General features: G+C 64.4%; 14 protein-coding genes, 1 tRNA gene and 1 pseudogene. 6 read left to right on the forward strand and 10 right to left on the reverse strand.

Annotated features, from left to right (window positions below; all coding sequences use genetic code 11):
* Positions 1-79: 79 nt before the first annotated feature.
* Together H5P29_RS15150 and H5P29_RS15155 are read left to right on the forward strand one after the other, a co-directional pair.
* On the forward strand, positions 80-994 hold the full coding sequence (locus tag H5P29_RS15150) for a PhzF family phenazine biosynthesis protein (protein WP_067960631.1): 915 nt from the start codon (positions 80-82) through the stop codon (positions 992-994).
* 102 nt (positions 995-1,096) lie between these two features.
* Positions 1,097-1,172, forward strand: a tRNA-Lys gene (locus H5P29_RS15155).
* Between the two features lie 92 nt (positions 1,173-1,264).
* Here the strand turns inward: H5P29_RS15155 and H5P29_RS15160 are convergent.
* Positions 1,265-1,750 (reverse strand): hypothetical protein, encoded by a 486-nt coding sequence (locus H5P29_RS15160; protein ID WP_067960634.1) that lies wholly within the window; start codon positions 1,748-1,750, stop codon positions 1,265-1,267.
* 238 nt (positions 1,751-1,988) lie between these two features.
* Here H5P29_RS15160 and H5P29_RS15165 point away from each other — a divergent pair, with 238 nt between their 5' ends.
* The 4 genes from H5P29_RS15165 (at position 1,989) to H5P29_RS15180 (ending at position 6,082) form a co-directional block, all read left to right on the forward strand.
* On the forward strand, positions 1,989-4,043 hold the full coding sequence (locus H5P29_RS15165; RefSeq protein WP_154383869.1) for an AI-2E family transporter: 2,055 nt from the start codon (positions 1,989-1,991) through the stop codon (positions 4,041-4,043).
* A 214-nt stretch (positions 4,044-4,257) separates the two neighbouring features.
* On the forward strand, positions 4,258-4,530 hold the full coding sequence (locus H5P29_RS15170; RefSeq protein WP_067960641.1) for a glycine zipper domain-containing protein: 273 nt from the start codon (positions 4,258-4,260) through the stop codon (positions 4,528-4,530).
* A 336-nt stretch (positions 4,531-4,866) separates the two neighbouring features.
* Complete coding sequence (locus H5P29_RS15175) at positions 4,867-5,019, forward strand: hypothetical protein (RefSeq protein ID WP_154383870.1); 153 nt, start codon at positions 4,867-4,869, stop codon at positions 5,017-5,019.
* 127 nt (positions 5,020-5,146) lie between these two features.
* Positions 5,147-6,082 carry an LLM class flavin-dependent oxidoreductase gene (locus H5P29_RS15180; protein ID WP_185910103.1) on the forward strand — a complete coding sequence of 312 codons (936 nt, stop codon included), beginning with the start codon at positions 5,147-5,149 and terminating at the stop codon, positions 6,080-6,082.
* Between the two features lie 9 nt (positions 6,083-6,091).
* Here the strand turns inward: H5P29_RS15180 and H5P29_RS15185 are convergent, their stop codons facing one another.
* The 9 genes and pseudogenes from H5P29_RS15185 to cobA all read right to left on the reverse strand — a co-directional run bounded on the left by H5P29_RS15185 (position 6,092) and on the right by cobA (position 14,724).
* Entirely contained in the window at positions 6,092-6,541 is a 450-nt protein-coding gene (locus H5P29_RS15185; protein ID WP_067960647.1) for an Rrf2 family transcriptional regulator, read from the reverse strand.
* A 183-nt stretch (positions 6,542-6,724) separates the two neighbouring features.
* A complete protein-coding gene (locus H5P29_RS15190; RefSeq protein ID WP_067960650.1) occupies positions 6,725-7,747 on the reverse strand; it encodes a sulfate/molybdate ABC transporter ATP-binding protein in 1,023 nt (340 codons plus the stop codon).
* Positions 7,744-8,652: a sulfate ABC transporter permease subunit CysW gene (gene cysW, locus H5P29_RS15195; RefSeq protein WP_154383872.1), complete on the reverse strand. Its 909-nt coding sequence runs from the start codon at positions 8,650-8,652 to the stop codon at positions 7,744-7,746. Before cysW ends, H5P29_RS15190 begins: the two co-directional genes overlap by 4 nt.
* Before the next feature lies 1 nt (position 8,653).
* The gene (gene cysT, locus H5P29_RS15200) at positions 8,654-9,475 is read right to left on the reverse strand and encodes a sulfate ABC transporter permease subunit CysT (RefSeq protein WP_115731505.1); all 822 of its coding nucleotides are present in this window, start codon (positions 9,473-9,475) and stop codon (positions 8,654-8,656) included.
* 181 nt (positions 9,476-9,656) lie between these two features.
* Positions 9,657-10,642, reverse strand: a pseudogene (cysP, locus tag H5P29_RS15205) (thiosulfate ABC transporter substrate-binding protein CysP).
* 191 nt (positions 10,643-10,833) lie between these two features.
* Entirely contained in the window at positions 10,834-11,844 is a 1,011-nt protein-coding gene (gene cobT / locus H5P29_RS15210) for a nicotinate-nucleotide--dimethylbenzimidazole phosphoribosyltransferase (protein WP_154383873.1), read from the reverse strand.
* Positions 11,845-11,868: 24 nt separating this feature from the next.
* A complete protein-coding gene (locus H5P29_RS15215) occupies positions 11,869-12,624 on the reverse strand; it encodes an adenosylcobinamide-GDP ribazoletransferase (RefSeq protein WP_154383874.1) in 756 nt (251 codons plus the stop codon).
* 4 nt (positions 12,625-12,628) lie between these two features.
* Positions 12,629-13,942, reverse strand: a complete 1,314-nt coding sequence (locus tag H5P29_RS15220; protein WP_154383875.1) for a cobyrinate a,c-diamide synthase — start codon at positions 13,940-13,942, stop codon at positions 12,629-12,631.
* Complete coding sequence (gene cobA / locus H5P29_RS15225) at positions 13,939-14,724, reverse strand: uroporphyrinogen-III C-methyltransferase (RefSeq protein WP_067960668.1); 786 nt, start codon at positions 14,722-14,724, stop codon at positions 13,939-13,941. Before cobA ends, H5P29_RS15220 begins: the two co-directional genes overlap by 4 nt.
* Positions 14,725-14,770: the final 46 nt, after the last annotated feature.

A 14,770-nucleotide genomic window follows, 5' to 3' on the forward strand; every position in this document is an offset into this window, starting at 1 on the left:
TTTAAAATCACAGATCGGCTGAGTGGTCCCGAAATTCAAATTAAATTTCGCTCATGTTGCCGGCGCAGAAGGAGCAAACATGACGGGCGGACGCAAGTATTTTGTCTACGACGTCTTCACCGAAAACAGGCTTGCCGGCAACCCACTCGCTGTGGTCGTCGATGCCAAGGGGTTGAGCACGGCGCAGATGCAGGCCATCGCCAGGGAGTTCAACCTGTCGGAGACCTCATTCGTGTTGCCGCCCGAAAGCCCGAAGCACAAGGCACGGGTCCGCATATTCACGCCTGACTACGAGATGCCGTTTGCCGGTCACCCGACCGTCGGCACGGCGATCGCGCTGACCGAGATGGCGCAAGGTAATGATCTTGCCGGCATTTTTGTCCTCGAAGAGAATATCGGCCTGGTGCGCTGTGCCGTGAACAAGGTTGGCGACAGCCTGTTTGCCGAATTCGACCTGCCGAAACTGCCCGAGCCGATGCCGCTGGCCGCCAGCACCGATGCGGTTGCCGCAGCCCTTGGACTGGCGCCACACGAGATCGGCTTTGAGAACCATCGTGTATCGCTGTGGTCTGCGGGCGTTCCCTACATCACCGTGCCGGTGGCAGACACCAAGGTTGCGGCGAGAATTCGATTCGACAACGAGGCCTGGTTCACCTTTTCGCCGCGCAAGAACGACTCGGCGGTGGCCAGCGCCTATGTCTATTGTCGCGAGACTGTGGGGCACGAAAACGCATTCCACGCGAGGATGATCGTTCCAGGCAGCCCATCCTACGAAGATCCGGCGACAGGTTCGGCGGCTGCCGCCTTTGCTGGGGCGATCATGGAGTTCGACAGGCCGACCGATGGGGCGCAGCGATTCTGGATCGAACAGGGCATCGAGATGGGGCGACCGTCCAGGATCAGGCTGGAGCTCGAGATCTCGGGCGGCAAGCTGGCTTCCGCGCGCATCGGCGGACACGCGGTGAGGGTGGCCGAGGGCGTTCTGCTGGTTTGACCCAGCTATTTTTGCCGACTGAAAGAAAAAGCGGCTGGTGGGGTGGACAGGCGAAAATGCCTTGGCTATATGCCGGCCACGGTCGGTTCACCGGTCGCGAGTGGGTGCGTAGCTCAGTTGGTAGAGCAGCTGACTCTTAATCAGCGGGTCACAGGTTCGATCCCTGTCGCACCCACCACTTCTTCTCCAAAGATTTCAAACCGCTGTGACTGTTGCTTCAATTGGGTTGAAGTCGCTTGGAGTCCTATTTCTGGTCGGCCCTGCGCTGCCTCAAATTCGGAACGACCAGAACAGGCAGGCAAGCGTTGCCACGCCGAAGAGGGCGAAGAAGAGGCTGCGCAGCAGGACGTTACGGCGCAGTTCGTTCATTGCGAGATGGCAGCCGACAATGATGGCGACGAACAGGTAGCGCCAGTCGAGCAGGGCCCAAGGCGCACTGGCCTGGCCGAATACCCAGCGCGCCGCGAGGCAGCCGACGATGGTGGCGAACAGGGCGATGACGATCCAGTGGATGGTGTCGGCAGCATTGACCAGGACGATACTCGCCGCCTTGAGCGGCAGGATCATCATCAGCATCGCGGCAAGGAAGTAGATCGCCGCCAGCGGAATGAAGCTATCGGCGCTGGCGATGCCGTCGAGGCGCTGCACGCCGATGACGCCGAAGGGATAGCCGTGCCGCGCAACGGCGAGGCTGAGTGCCGTCAGTGCGGCCGCCAGCACGGCAACGAGGGCAAATGAAGCTGCGGCCTTGTTCATGGCGGACCTGTCGGTAGCGAATCGGACTGCATCTTGCCTAGCGTGCCGGATTCAGCATTGCCAATGCGCAAATGTCCGTCGGGCGCGGGGCAGCCAGTTGGCAAGCACGTTTCGCTCCGACCTGAGCATTTGCCCCGGCGATCCGAGCTCCGCCCCTCGCAGGCACTTGCGCCCTTGGCATGAACGTTCCGCTGATGGCCGGCGCTTCTTCTGGCGGCAGACTTGCGGGCCATTGCAAATGCGGCCCATCTGCCGCGACTATGCGGCACGACATGACAGCGTGCTCGTGACGTCTCCTGTCACGAATGGTTGCTCGTCATCAGCGCGAAGCGGTTTCAGGGCCAGGAGGTTGCAGGTGGTGGAGGCAATTCCGAAAACTCGAGGCCTCGGTTCTGGACAGCCACCGTTGCTTCAGCCGCAGTCCAGGACGGCGCTGCCGCCGTTCGCGGCCACAGCAGCTGTCGTTGCGATCCTGTATTTTGCCCGCGATGTGTTCCTGCCGCTTGCGATCGCGGTGCTGTTGACCTTCGCGCTTGCGCCGATCGCCAGCTGGCTCAGGCGGTTCGGTGTTCCCAGGCTGGTTTCGGTGATTGCCTGCGTGCTGGCCGCCTTCGGCGTGGTCGCGGTGTTCAGCTTCGTGGTGGTTTCGCAGATCGGCGAGGTCGCGCAGAACGTACCGACCTATCAGTCGAACATCCTCAACAAGGTGCGCGCGCTCAAGGAAAGCGGCAGCGGAGAGGGGATCATCGACAGGCTGAGCGGGGTCATCGAGCGCGTTGGCCAGGAGATCGATAAGCCGGAAGACAATCTCGCGCCCGCGGCCCATCCATCCCGGCCGGACCCGCTGCTGGTCGAGATCTTCACACCGCAAAAGCCGATCGAAACGCTTATGAACCTGATCACGCCGCTGATCGGACCGCTGGCGACGGCTGGCCTCGTCATCGTCGTCGTCATCTTCATGCTGCTGGAGCGCGAGGATTTGCGCGACCGGTTCATTCGCCTCGTCGGTTATGGCGACCTGCACCGGACGACCGAAGCGCTGCAGGATGCCGGGCGAAGGGTCGGTCAGTACCTTTTGATGCAGTTGGTGGTGAATGTCGCCTATGGCGTTCCGATTGGAATGGGCCTCTGGCTGCTCGGCATTCCGAATGCGATTCTGTGGGGCCTGCTCGCCATCGTGCTGCGCTTCGTGCCCTATATCGGGCCGGCGATCGCAATGATCCTGCCGCTGTTCCTGGCGATTGCGGTTGCCCCCGGTTGGTCGCTCGTGCTGTGGGCCGCGGCACTGTTCATCGCCATGGAACTGGTCATCAACAATGTGCTCGAGCCCTGGCTGTATGGCTCGAGAACCGGCCTTTCGCCGCTCGCCATCATCGTCGCCGCGATCTTCTGGACCTGGTTGTGGGGACCGGTCGGACTGGTCCTGTCGACGCCGCTGACCGTCTGCCTGGTGGTGCTCGGAAAACACGTGCCACAGTTCGAGTTCCTTGAAGTTCTGTTCGGCAACGAACCGGTGCTCGACCCCAAGGAGCGGCTATACCAGCGCCTTCTGGCAGGAGATCCTGATGAGGCGACTGATCACGCCGAAGAGATGCTCGAGACTGAATATCTCGTCGACTTCTACGGCAATGTCGCCATTCCGGCCCTGCTGCTTGGCGAATTCGACCGGGCGCGCGGTGCCCTGACCGACGAGCAGCGGACGCGCGTCGCCGCCAGTGCCGTGGTGCTGGTGGCCAACTTGAACGAAATCGCCGGCGAAGAAGCGGATGAAGAGGACGACGCGCCCGAGGATGTGACGCAGGACGATGGCGAGCCGGCCGACGAACTGCCCGACGGTGCGGGGAAGGCGGTGCTGTGCATTGGCGGGCGCGGCGAGCTCGACAACGCGGCCGCGGCCATGCTGGCGCAGGTGCTGACGGTGCAGGGCGCGACTGTTGCCACGGCGAACCATGCCGATGTCGAACCGTCCAGCATCAGAAGCCTGCCGCTCGAAGGCGTGCATACAGCCGTGATCGGCTTCCTGAATGCCGATTCGCTTCACCATGGCCGCTTTCTGGTGCGGCGTCTGAAACGTGCCAAGCCATCGCTCAGGGTAGGGGTGGTGCTGTGGACCGACGGTGCTGCCGGGGATGCCGACAAGCTTGCCGGCGACCTCAACGCCGACTTTGCGGCGTTCAACATGGCCGGCGCCACCATCGGCGCCCTGACTGACGCGCCCGCGGTACCGCTCAAGGCCGCCAAACGGAAGGTCCGGCGTCCGTCACAGGCGGGGCGGAAGAGCAAGACGGCATAGGTCAGCGTAATTCGACGGGCTGGAAGCGGCTCGTTTCGAAGCCGGTTCATCGCGGCAGTTGCGGATCGGAGCTGCCCGAATGCTGCCCGATTGCCTTGGCATGCCTTGGGTTGAAGGGACTTAGTGGTCCACGCGCTGGAGAGGCGCGATGGATCGTTTTTCGCCGCCGCGCATTGTAGGCGAGGCGGGGACACATTTTCGGGAGTTATTGGTGATGATGAAACTCGTATTGAGTCTTGCACTTCTGGTGCCGCTGGCAGCCTGCTCGCAGACCGAACAGGGTGCAGCCATTGGCGGTCTTGGCGGCGCGGCGATCGGCAGTGCCGTTGCCGCACCCGGAAACCGGGCTGAAGGCGCGCTCGTCGGTGGCGCCGTCGGTGCCGTTGCCGGCGCCCTGATCGGCCGGGCCAACGAGCCGAACCGCTGCCGCTATCGCGACCGCTATGGTCGCACCTATCTGGCAGAATGCCCGCGCGGCTATTACTGAGCCGGCTAGCCGTATTTCGTCCGGTCCCGAAGGCGCCAACAGTGCCTTCGGGACATTTTTTTTTGCCTCCCTCCTGTCGTCGAATTCGGCCCAAAACTGTAATCTTTTGGCGACTGGATTTCGGCTATCCATCTGTTATGTAATGATGTTTTTGAGTTCATGCGTCCTGCCGCAGCGGCGCTTCAGCGCTCAACCGGTAGTCGGCAGATCATTCTCGCAAGAGAAAAATTGCTCCCGCCCAGCTGTGGCAGGGCAAAGCCGTTCCACAATCTCGCCAAAATTAGCGATCGACAAAGTCTATTAATTTTATAGACTAACGGCATGATGGAGATTGCGATGGCACAGACCCAGTATCTCTCGAACAGCCGCGTCGGCGAGACGGCAGCTGCGGCCGGCAGCCCTGCCAGCATTGCGCAGATCGCGTCGTATCTGTTCTTCACGGTGTCGTTCGGCTTTACCGCGGCCGTCGTCGTCGGTCTGGTCCACTAGGGCCACCCCGTGCCCGGAGGCGGGCGCGCTATATCATCTCAACCCAACTGAAGAAGGTTTTCCAGAGTAGCGCGTGAACCGGCGGGCGGCGCCAATAACTGTTCCTGACAAGATGAAGGAGTTTGCGATGCAGATCGACTTCACCCATTGCCCGGGCGGCGTTGCCGACAAGGACGAACTTCACTCTTCCTTCTTTTCAGACACGGCGGTTGCCGTGCAGAGGCTGCGCCAGCTCGAAAGGGCGGGCTTCGACTGCGTTCTCATCGACGACATGGGCGGCCTGCTTGCCAATATGGACCTGGCGTCGCTTGCGCTGCGCAGCACGCAGTCGATCGGTGTGCTCGTCTCGCATTGGCCTGGAATCGTGGCGCCGGTGATGGCTGCCCGGCAGTTTGCGGCCTTCGACCAGATCGGCTCTGGCCGGCTGGCATTGCGGGTGCCGCCAAGCCGCGACCTGCGCGAGATCAATGACGACAGCGGTCTCGTCGCCACGCTGGGGCGCACCGACGAATATCTGATGCTGCTCAAGCGGCTGTGGAGCAATGCGCAGCCCTTCGACCATGAGGGCCTGTTCTACCGCATCCATGGCGGTTTCGTGCCGATGAAGGCAGCCGAAGGCGCAGTGATCCGGCTGCAACTCGGCGGATTGTCTGGCACGGCGCTCAAGATCGCGGGCCGGCACGCCGACAGGTTCGAGCTGCCGGTGGGTGGCTTCGACGACACGTTGCGGCTGATCGAACGCGTGAGGGTTGCTGCCGAACCGTTCGGTCGGGCCCAGCGCATCCGCTTCTCCTTGCCGGTGCATGTCGGGCATGTGCAAGCTGGCGAGGGCGGGCAGCAGGATTGGCAGCTGACGGGTGAACCGGAGCACGTCGTTTCTGTGCTGGCTGGCTTTGTCGAACTCGGAGTGAGCGATTTCATCGTCCACGGGCTCGACGATGCCGATGCGGTTGAGGCCTTCGGGCGTCAGGTCATACCGGCATTGCGCAAGGCATTTCGCCGCCATGATCCCGCGCCGACCCATTTGCGCAAGCGGCCGGTGGTGCTGCGCCGCATTGTCTGACCGGCACGGTCAGGCGTGGTTCAGGGCGTCGCTCAGAATGTCGTCATTGGCAGCGTCGCGCACCTGCGCGAGGCTGCGATTGTCGAGCACGCCGGCAATCGCCTGGCGAACTTCGAGCATCATGTGCCTGATCTGGCAGGTCGCCTCGTCGCAGTCGTCGCAGGGCTGGTACTGGGTCCGGCTGGCGCAAGGGATCGGTGCCAGCGGGCCGTCGAGCACACGCACGACATGGCCGATCTTGATCTCGGCGGCAGGCTTGGCGAGGCGGTAGCCGCCGTCCTTGCCCTTACGACTCTGGACGAAACCGGCGTTGCGGAGTTCGCCTAGGATCGCGTCGAGGAATTTTTTCGGTATCTTGTTGGTGGTCGCGATGTCGCCGACGAAAGCGAGCTGGCCGGCAGGCAGTTGGGATAGGTGAACGAGGGCCTTGAGGCCGTATTTGCCTTTTTTAGTCAGCATGGCGAACGCGTGTCATCGGCTTCCTGCTGCCAGTCGCAGCGTGAGGTTGCTTGCCGAGGATAACGATTCGTCCCCATCGCATTCCGGCCTTCACCAGAGATAAATTCCACAGACTTGATATACAAGCCGAAACGCGTTGATTTTCCGTAAGTTTTGCGGGTTTTGACCCTATTCGCGGCAGAATCAGCCTGCCGCATATACCCTGGCGCGTTCGATGGTGATGATGCCCTGCTCGCGGGCACTGACCTGGGTTTCAGGCGCGACGTCGAGTTCGACGGCTTCGCCCGTTGCCGTCAGCGCCAGAATGCGCCGTCCGGCAGGCCGGTCGATGACGCGGGCGACGGTTGCGGGGATGCCGGCGCCGCTGCTGCTCCAGCCGAGATCGCTCGGGCGCAGGAAGATTTCGACCGGGCCGTCAGCAAAGCCGGGGGCGGGGATCTGTGCCTCGCCAAGGCGGGCTATGCCGCCGGCCACGGCTGCGGAAATGCGGTTGGTGTCACCGAGGAAATTCATGACGAAGGCGGATGCGGGGTTGCGGCAGACCTCTTCGGGCGTGCCCTGCTGGACGATCTGGCCCTTGTCGAGGATGACGACGCGGTCGGCGAGGTCGAGCGCTTCCTCCTGGTCGTGGGTGACGAACAAAGTGGTGATGCCGAGCTCCTGATGGATCTCGCGCAGCCAGCGGCGCAGGTCGCGGCGGACATTGGCGTCAAGCGCACCGAAAGGTTCGTCGAGCAAGAGTACCTTGGGATCGACGGCGAGCGCTCGCGCAAGGGCGACGCGCTGGCGCTGTCCGCCTGAAATCTGGCCGGGGAAACGTTCGGCCAGGCCTTCGAGCTGGACGAGGCGCAGCAGGTCGGCGACGCGAGCATCGATGGCAGTCTTGTCGCGGCGCTGCTTCGAGACCTTCATGCCGAAGGCGATATTCTCGGCAACCGTCATATGCGGGAACAGCGCATAGTGCTGGAAGACGAAACCGACGCCACGGTCGCGCACCGGAATGTCGGTGGCATCCTCGGCGCCGAAATAGATGTGGCCGGCGTCGGCATATTCGAGGCCGGCGACCATGCGCAGGATGGTGGTCTTGCCCGAGCCGGAAGGTCCGAGCAGGGCCACCAGTTCGCCGCTCTCGATTTCAAGCGAGACGCCATGGACGGCGCGGAAGGTCTCGAAGGTCTTCACGACGTTGTCGAGGCGGATTTTCATGACGGAACCTCAGCGGAAGCGGTCTTGGGTGTGGCTACGGGGGCTGCAAGCGCGGGGCGACGACGGGCGCGGCCGGCGCCTTGGCGCTCGAGCAGCACCTTGGCAGCGAGGGTGACGACGGCGAGCAGGGCCAGGATCGAGGCCGCGGCGAAGGCGCCCGCGGTCTGGTAGTCGTGGTAGAGCAGTTCGATATGCAGCGGCAGCGTGTTGGTCTGGCCGCGGATATTGCCTGACACCACCGACACGGCGCCGAACTCACCCATGACGCGCGCATTGCACAGCACCACGCCATAGAGCAGCGCCCAGCGGATGTTGGGCAGGGTGACCGAGAAGAAGGTACGCCAGCCCGACGCGCCGAGCGATGTCGCGGCTTCTTCCAGATCGCGCCCTTGCGCCTGCATCAGCGGGATCAGCTCACGGGCGACGAAGGGAGCGGTGACGAACATCGAGGCGAGCACGATACCGGGCAGGGCGAACAGGATCTTGATGTCAGCCTGCTCCAGCGCCGGGCCGAACAGGCCCTGCAGGCCGTAGACGAAGAGATAGGCGACGCCCGCGACGATGGGCGAGATGGAGAACGGGATTTCGATCACCACCAGCAGGAAGCGGCGTCCCCGGAAATCGAACTTTGTAATTGCCCAGGCGGCGGCAACGCCGAAGGCGGTGTTGATGGGCACGGCGATGAGCGCGGTGACCACAGTCAGGCCGATGGCGTGCAGCGTGTCGGGATGGGCGATCGCGGCGGCATAGACCGCGATACCTTGCGAGAAGGCCTGGTAGCCGATGACGACCAGCGGCGCGACGATGACGATGGCGACCAGCGTCAGCACGATGCCGATGAGCGCGCGGCGGAAGGCCGGCGCGTCGCCGACGCGGGACGGGCGGCCCTTGACGGAATTGCTCATCTCAGCCCCTCGCCGTGTAGCGCAGGGCACGTGCCTGCAGGATGTTGGTGATGGCGAGCATTAGGAAGGCTGTGATGAGCAGCACCGAGGCGATCGCCGCAGCGGCCTGGTAGTCGTATTCCTCGAGCCGGATGAACGCGAGCAACGCCGTGATCTCGGTCGACATCGGCTGGTTGCCGGCGATAAAGATGATGGCGCCGAACTCGCCCAAGCTGCGGGCAAAGGACAAGGACAGGCCGGCCAGCAGCGCGGGCGCCAGCAGCGGCAGTATAACGCGCAGGAAGATCGACCGGTCGCTGCCGCCGAGCGTCTGGGCCGCTTCCTCAAGTGCGGGGTCGAGGTCTTCCAGTACCGGCTGCACGGTGCGCACGATGAAGGGCAGGCTGGTGAAGGCCATGGCGACCATGATGCCGAGCGGGGTGTAAGCAACCTTGATGCCGGCCTGGGCAAGCGCCTGTCCAAACCAGCCGTTTTCGGCGAACAATGTCGTCAAGGCGATGCCGGCGACCGCCGTCGGCAGTGCAAAGGGCAGGTCGACGAGCGCGTCGATGAAGCGGCGGCCGGGAAAACGGTAGCGCACCAGCACCCACGCCAGCGCCATGCCGAAGACGAGGTTGAAGGCAGTGGCAGCGAGCGCCGAAAGGGCCGTGACCCGGTAGCTGGCGACCGCGCGCGGCGACGAGACGATGCGCCAGTAGTCCTCGAAGCCGAGGCTGGCCGCCTTGAACACCAGCGCGCCGAGCGGCAGCACGACGATGATCGAGACGTAGACGAGGGTTATCCCCAGTGCCAGGGGAAACCCCGGCAGAATGCGGCGCGCCACTGAAATGCCTTCCCGGATACAACAATGCGGAAAGCCGGCATGGCCGGCTCTCCAATTCTCCACGATAACGACGACGGTGCCGCGCGTCCTTGTTGGACGCGCAAAGGACCCCGTAGCAGTCTGAGTTGTGCATGATCCTCTTCCGAAAATCGATATTGATTTCCGGGGTCATGCACTGAGGTCAACGCTCGCCGTAAATCTCTTCAAGCAGGCCGCCGGAACCGAAATGTTCCTTCTGGACCTTGTCCCAGCCGCCAAAGACATCTTCCACAGTGACCAGGCGAACATCGGGGAACTGCTCCTTGAATTCGGTGGCGACCGAAGGCTCGTGGACACGGTTGCCGTGTTGGGCGGCAATGCGCTGGCCTTCCGGCGTGTAGAGGAAATCGAGATAGGACTTTGCCAGATCGCGCGAGCCGCGCTTGTCGACGACCTTGTCGACGATGGCGACGGGGAATTCGGCGAGCAGGCTGACCGAGGGGATGACGCTCTCGACCTTGTCGGAACCATATTCCTTGGCGATCGAGCGGGTCTCGGCCTCGAAGGTGATCAGCACGTCGCCGATGTTGCGCTCGACGAAGGTGGTGTGGCGGCGCGGCCGCCGGTGTCGAACACCGGCACGTTGTCGAACAGCTTGGTCACGAACTCCTTGACCTTGGCCTCGTCACCCTTGAATGCTTCCTTGGCGTAGGCGGTTGCCGCCAGATAGGTATAGCGCGCATTGCCCGAGGTCTTCGGATTGGGGAAGACGACCTTCACGTCGTCGCGGACCAGGTCGGACCAGTCCTTGATGCCCTTGGGGTTGCCGGCGCGGACGAGGAAGGACGGCAGCGAATAGAAGGGCGAGGCTTGGTTGGCGAAATCCTTCTTCCAGTCGTCTGATACAAAGCCGTTCTTGACCAGGAATTCGATGTCGGTGACCTGGTTGAAGGTGACGACGTCGGCTTCAAGTCCTTCGACGATGGCGCGTGCCTGCTTGGAGGTGCCGGCATGCGACTGGTCGACCGTGACACCCGGATTCTTGGCGATGAAGGCGGCATTCTCGGCAGCGAACAGTTCGCGGGCGACGTCGTAAGACGCGTTGAGCAGCTTGTCGGCGGCAGACGCCTGCAGTGGGCCGGCGAGCATGGCGGCAAGTGCTACGCCGACAAGAAGGAAACGTTTCATGGGGGCATTCTCCTGAGACAAGCGGCAAATGGCTAAACTTTGCCGCAACATAGCTGCGGGCCTGTTTCAGGTAGAGGCAGAGGTGGATTGCCTCTGCGCTTGTATGAAGAATTTTCTTCTATCCTTTTGTCAAACGAAGAAATCGATTTCTAGGCTTGAGATGTGCGACCGCCTTCCTGCGGAATGCCTAACTATTTTTCGGTGACACCGGCCTCGGCGAAGCTTGCCATTCTGGCGTGGCATTCCAGCGCCGAACGGACGAGATTGACGGCCACGCAGGCGCCCGAACCTTCGCCGAGCCGCATCCCCATGTCGAGCAGCGGCGCGAGCTTCAGGGTTTCGAGCAGCTGGCGATGGCCTGCCTCGGCGGAGACATGGGCCGACAGCGTGTGGGCAAGGCCTTCTGGGTGGAGTTTTGCCAAGGGGGCAGCTGCTGCCGTGACGACGAAGCCGTCGAGCAGGACGGGCACGTTGTGGTGGCGCGCGGCCAGCGTGGCGCCGAGGATGGCGGCGAGTTCGCGGCCGCCGAGATTGGCGGCGACAGCCAGCGGATCGGCGAGCGTGGCGGCATGACGGGCGAGGCCGGCATCGATGGCGGCGAACTTGCGGGCCAGGCCACTATCGTCGACGCCCGTGCCGCGGCCGGCCCACTGGCGGCCGGTGCCGCCGAACAGGCCTGCGGCGATGGCCGCGGCGGGTGTGGTGTTGCCGATGCCCATTTCGCCGAAGCAGACGAGATCGAGATCAGGCGTCACCGCGTCATAGCCGGTCGAGACGGCGGCGAGGAAATCGGCTTCGTCCATGGCCGCCGTCTGGGTGAAGTCACCCGTGGGGCGATCGAGCTCGAGCGGGATGACCGCGAGTTCGGCGCCGGCAAGGCGGGCGAGTTGGTTGATGGCAGCGCCGCCGCCGGCGAAGTTGGCGACCATCTGTACCGTCACCTCCGACGGATAGGCCGACACGCCCTGGGCGGTGACGCCATGGTTGCCGGCGAAGACGATGACCTTGACCTCGTCGAGCCTCGGCATCTCGCGGCCCTGCCAGCGGCCGAGCCAGGCGGCGATCTGTTCGAGCTTGCCGAGGCTGCCGCGCGGCTTGGTCAGCGTGTCCTGGCGGCGGGCGACGGCATCCGCTGCGGCGTCGCTGCCGGCCGGCAGGTCGAGGCAAGCTTGGCGCAATTCATTGAGCGATTTGAAGGCCATGGCAGTGAATACTCCAAAACAGAATCAAGCAAGGATGGCGGATGCGACAAACAGCAGGGCGATTTCGGCCATTTGCTGCAGAGCGCCGATGGTGTCGCCGCTCTGGCCGCCGATCTGGGCGAGGCAGAGCTTTCTGAAGGCGAAGAAGAGGAGGGCGAGGCACAACGCCGCGACGACCGCGCCGCTGAGCCCGAGGAACAGCAGGCCTGCGGCGCCGATGGCGAGGGCGGCGATCACTGCCCCGTCGGCGACTGTGCCGACGCCGGCGGCAAGGCCGTCGGCGCGGGCCTGGGGCAGGTTCTGCATGAAGGCGGGGATCAGTGCGCGCGAGCCGACATGAGCGGCGGCGAGGGCGGCGAAAACAGGGGCGGGGTCTTCGATTTCGACGATCGCGCTCCAGCGCGCCAGGATCGACAGCGCCAGCGCTGCCGCGCCATAGCTGCCGATGCAGCTGTCGCGCATGATCTCGAGCTTGCGCTCGCGTGTACGTCCGCCGCCGAAACCGTCTGATGTGTCGGACAGGCCGTCCTCATGCAGGCAACCGGTGACCAGCATGGCGGCAGCGATGGCCAGTGCGGCAGTCGGGCCTTCGGCGAGGCCGAGGGCTTGTCCGGCAGCGAAGGCGAGCCAGGCCAGGACCGCCACGACGAAGCCGACGAGCGGCGCAGTCCAGATGGCGTCGGCGAGCGAACGATCCCTGACCTCGAAATGCGGCAGCGGCAGGCGCGTGAAGAAGACGAGGCCGAGGCGGATGTCGTCGAAGATCGTCGCCGGCGTCATCGTCTCAGCCTCGCGCGATCGCGTGGAAGAAGGTGCCGGTAACATGGCCGCGCCGGCCGCCGAAGCTGCCGAGCGGCTTGCCCTGGCCATCGGCCAGTTGCCCGAGTGGCGTATCGTCGCCTGCAACAACCGTCTGGGCGTAATGGAACTCGTGCCCCCTGACGACGCTGCCCTCGGAGCCAAGCGGGCAAGGTGCCGAAAGTCTGGCCTGGCGGTAGCCGAGGTTCATCTTGCGCTTGGCGAAGCTGGTGGCATGGCCGAGCAGGCCGAGCATTGCGTGGGTGGCGCCATCGGCGTCCTCGATGGAACCGCCGAGCACCATGAAGCCACCGCACTCGCCATGGACCGGCTTGGTGTCGGCAAAACGGCGGGTGCCCGACAGGAAGGTGCCAGCTGCGGCGAGGCGGCCGGCATGGAGTTCGGGATAGCCGCCCGGCAGCCAGCAGATGTCGCAGGTGGCGTCGGGCGCCTGGTCGGCGAGCGGCGAGAACGGAACCAGCTCCGCGCCCATGGCGCGCCAGTGGGCGGCGAGGTGCGGGTAAAGGAAGGTGAAGGCGGCATCCTGGGCGAGCGCGATGCGCTGTCCGGGCGGCGGCAGGGCGAAGGATTGGTCGCCAGGCATTGGCGCCAGCGGCGTCGCCAGTTCGACGATGGCATCGAGGTCGAGCGAGCGCTCGACCATGTCGGCGAGCTTTTCGATGTGGGCGAAGAGGTCAGCATGCTCTTCGGCCTGGACGAGGCCGAGATGGCGTTCTGGAATGGACAAGGTCGGGTCGCGCAGGATGGCGCCGACGACGGGCAGACCGAGCGCCTCGATGGCGTCGCCGGCAAGCTTGCGGTGACGGTCGCTGCCGAGCCTGTTGAGCACCACGCCCGCGATCCGGACGCCGGGGTCGTAGGTGGCAAAACCCTTGGCGATGGCCGCCGCTGTCTGCGACTGGCCGGAGACGTCGAGCACCAGAAGCACCGGCAGGCCGTAGAGACGGGCGAGATCGGCAGCCGCACCCGAGCGGCCTGTCTCCGCGGGGATGCCGTCGAACAGGCCCATGGCGCTTTCGAGGATCACCATCTCGGCTTCGGCCGATGCATCGGCGGCCAATGCGTTGAGCAGCGACGGCGCCATGGCCCAGCTGTCGAGATTGACGCCGGGCCGGCCGGTTGCGGCAGCGTGGAAGCCGGGATCGATGTAGTCCGGTCCCGATTTCGCGCCACGCACCTTGATGCCGCGGCGCGCGAGCGCGCGCAGCAGGCCAATCGTTACGCTGGTCTTGCCCGAGCCCGAGCGTGGGGCGCCGATGATGAGCCCACGCGCCGTCATTTCCGTCCAATCAGCTCGGCGCGCAGCGAGACAATGCCGCCGACGACGATGAGGGCCGGCGAGACGACCTTTTCGCGCTCGGCGGTGGCAACCAGTGTGCCGAGCGTGGCGGTGACCGTGCGTTCCTCCGGCGTCGAGGCGTTCTCGACAAAGGCTGCAGGCGTGTCGGTCGACAGTCCGCCGCGCAGAAGCTCCGTCACCGTCTCGGCCATGTGTGTCAGGCCCATATAGATGACGATGGGCTGGCCGGTGCGGGCAAGCGCTGCCCAGTCGGGCCGGTCGTCGCTGACGGCGGCAAAGCCGGTGGCGAGGATGATCGCGCCGTTGACGCCGCGCATGGTGGCTGGAATGCCGGCGGAGGAGAGGCCGCCGAAGGCCGAGGTGATGCCCGAGAGCACGCGCCAGGGAATGTTCTCTCGGGTCAGCACCAGCGCTTCTTCGGCACCACGCCCGAAGACGAAGGGATGGCCGCCCTTGAGCCGCACGACCTTGCGGCCTTCGCGCGCCAGCCTGACCAGCAGCGCATTGATGTCGCCCTGCGGGATCGACAGCCGGCCGCCGCGCTTGCCGACGAAGAATTTTTCCGCCTGTTCGGCAACCGCAACGATCTCGGGCGAGACCAGCGCGTCATGCACCAGCGCATCGGCCTGGGCCAGCGCCGACAGGACGTCGAGTGTCAGCAGACCGGGATCGCCGGGGCCGGCGCCGGCCAGCCATACATGGCCCGGTTCGAGCACGTGCTGCTTGTAATTCAAACGCGTGATAGCGTTTTCGAGTGTCATGCGTGTCGCTTTCGCCGATGACGCACAGGCTGTGCCAGCCTATAGA

Origin of the sequence: Aminobacter sp. MDW-2 (assembly GCF_014250155.1) — a bacterium.
GTDB classification, from domain to species: Bacteria; Pseudomonadota; Alphaproteobacteria; order Rhizobiales; family Rhizobiaceae; genus Aminobacter; species Aminobacter ciceronei.

What these genes read in the sequence shown, in the direction of transcription:
- H5P29_RS15150 (WP_067960631.1), top strand. Translation starts at nt 80, where the DNA reads ATGACGGGCGGACGCAAGTATTTTGTCTACGACGTCTTCACCGAAAAC.
- cysW (WP_154383872.1), bottom strand. Translation starts at nt 8,652, where the DNA reads ATGAGCAATTCCGTCAAGGGCCGCCCGTCCCGCGTCGGCGACGCGCCG.
- H5P29_RS15215 (WP_154383874.1), bottom strand. Translation starts at nt 12,624, where the DNA reads ATGACGCCGGCGACGATCTTCGACGACATCCGCCTCGGCCTCGTCTTC.
- H5P29_RS15160 (WP_067960634.1), bottom strand. Translation starts at nt 1,750, where the DNA reads ATGAACAAGGCCGCAGCTTCATTTGCCCTCGTTGCCGTGCTGGCGGCC.
- H5P29_RS15180 (WP_185910103.1), top strand. Translation starts at nt 5,147, where the DNA reads ATGCAGATCGACTTCACCCATTGCCCGGGCGGCGTTGCCGACAAGGAC.
- cobA (WP_067960668.1), bottom strand. Translation starts at nt 14,724, where the DNA reads ATGACACTCGAAAACGCTATCACGCGTTTGAATTACAAGCAGCACGTG.
- H5P29_RS15170 (WP_067960641.1), top strand. Translation starts at nt 4,258, where the DNA reads ATGATGAAACTCGTATTGAGTCTTGCACTTCTGGTGCCGCTGGCAGCC.
- H5P29_RS15220 (WP_154383875.1), bottom strand. Translation starts at nt 13,942, where the DNA reads ATGACGGCGCGTGGGCTCATCATCGGCGCCCCACGCTCGGGCTCGGGC.
- H5P29_RS15175 (WP_154383870.1), top strand. Translation starts at nt 4,867, where the DNA reads ATGGCACAGACCCAGTATCTCTCGAACAGCCGCGTCGGCGAGACGGCA.
- H5P29_RS15190 (WP_067960650.1), bottom strand. Translation starts at nt 7,747, where the DNA reads ATGAAAATCCGCCTCGACAACGTCGTGAAGACCTTCGAGACCTTCCGC.
- H5P29_RS15185 (WP_067960647.1), bottom strand. Translation starts at nt 6,541, where the DNA reads ATGCTGACTAAAAAAGGCAAATACGGCCTCAAGGCCCTCGTTCACCTA.
- H5P29_RS15165 (WP_154383869.1), top strand. Translation starts at nt 1,989, where the DNA reads ATGCGGCCCATCTGCCGCGACTATGCGGCACGACATGACAGCGTGCTC.
- cobT (WP_154383873.1), bottom strand. Translation starts at nt 11,844, where the DNA reads ATGGCCTTCAAATCGCTCAATGAATTGCGCCAAGCTTGCCTCGACCTG.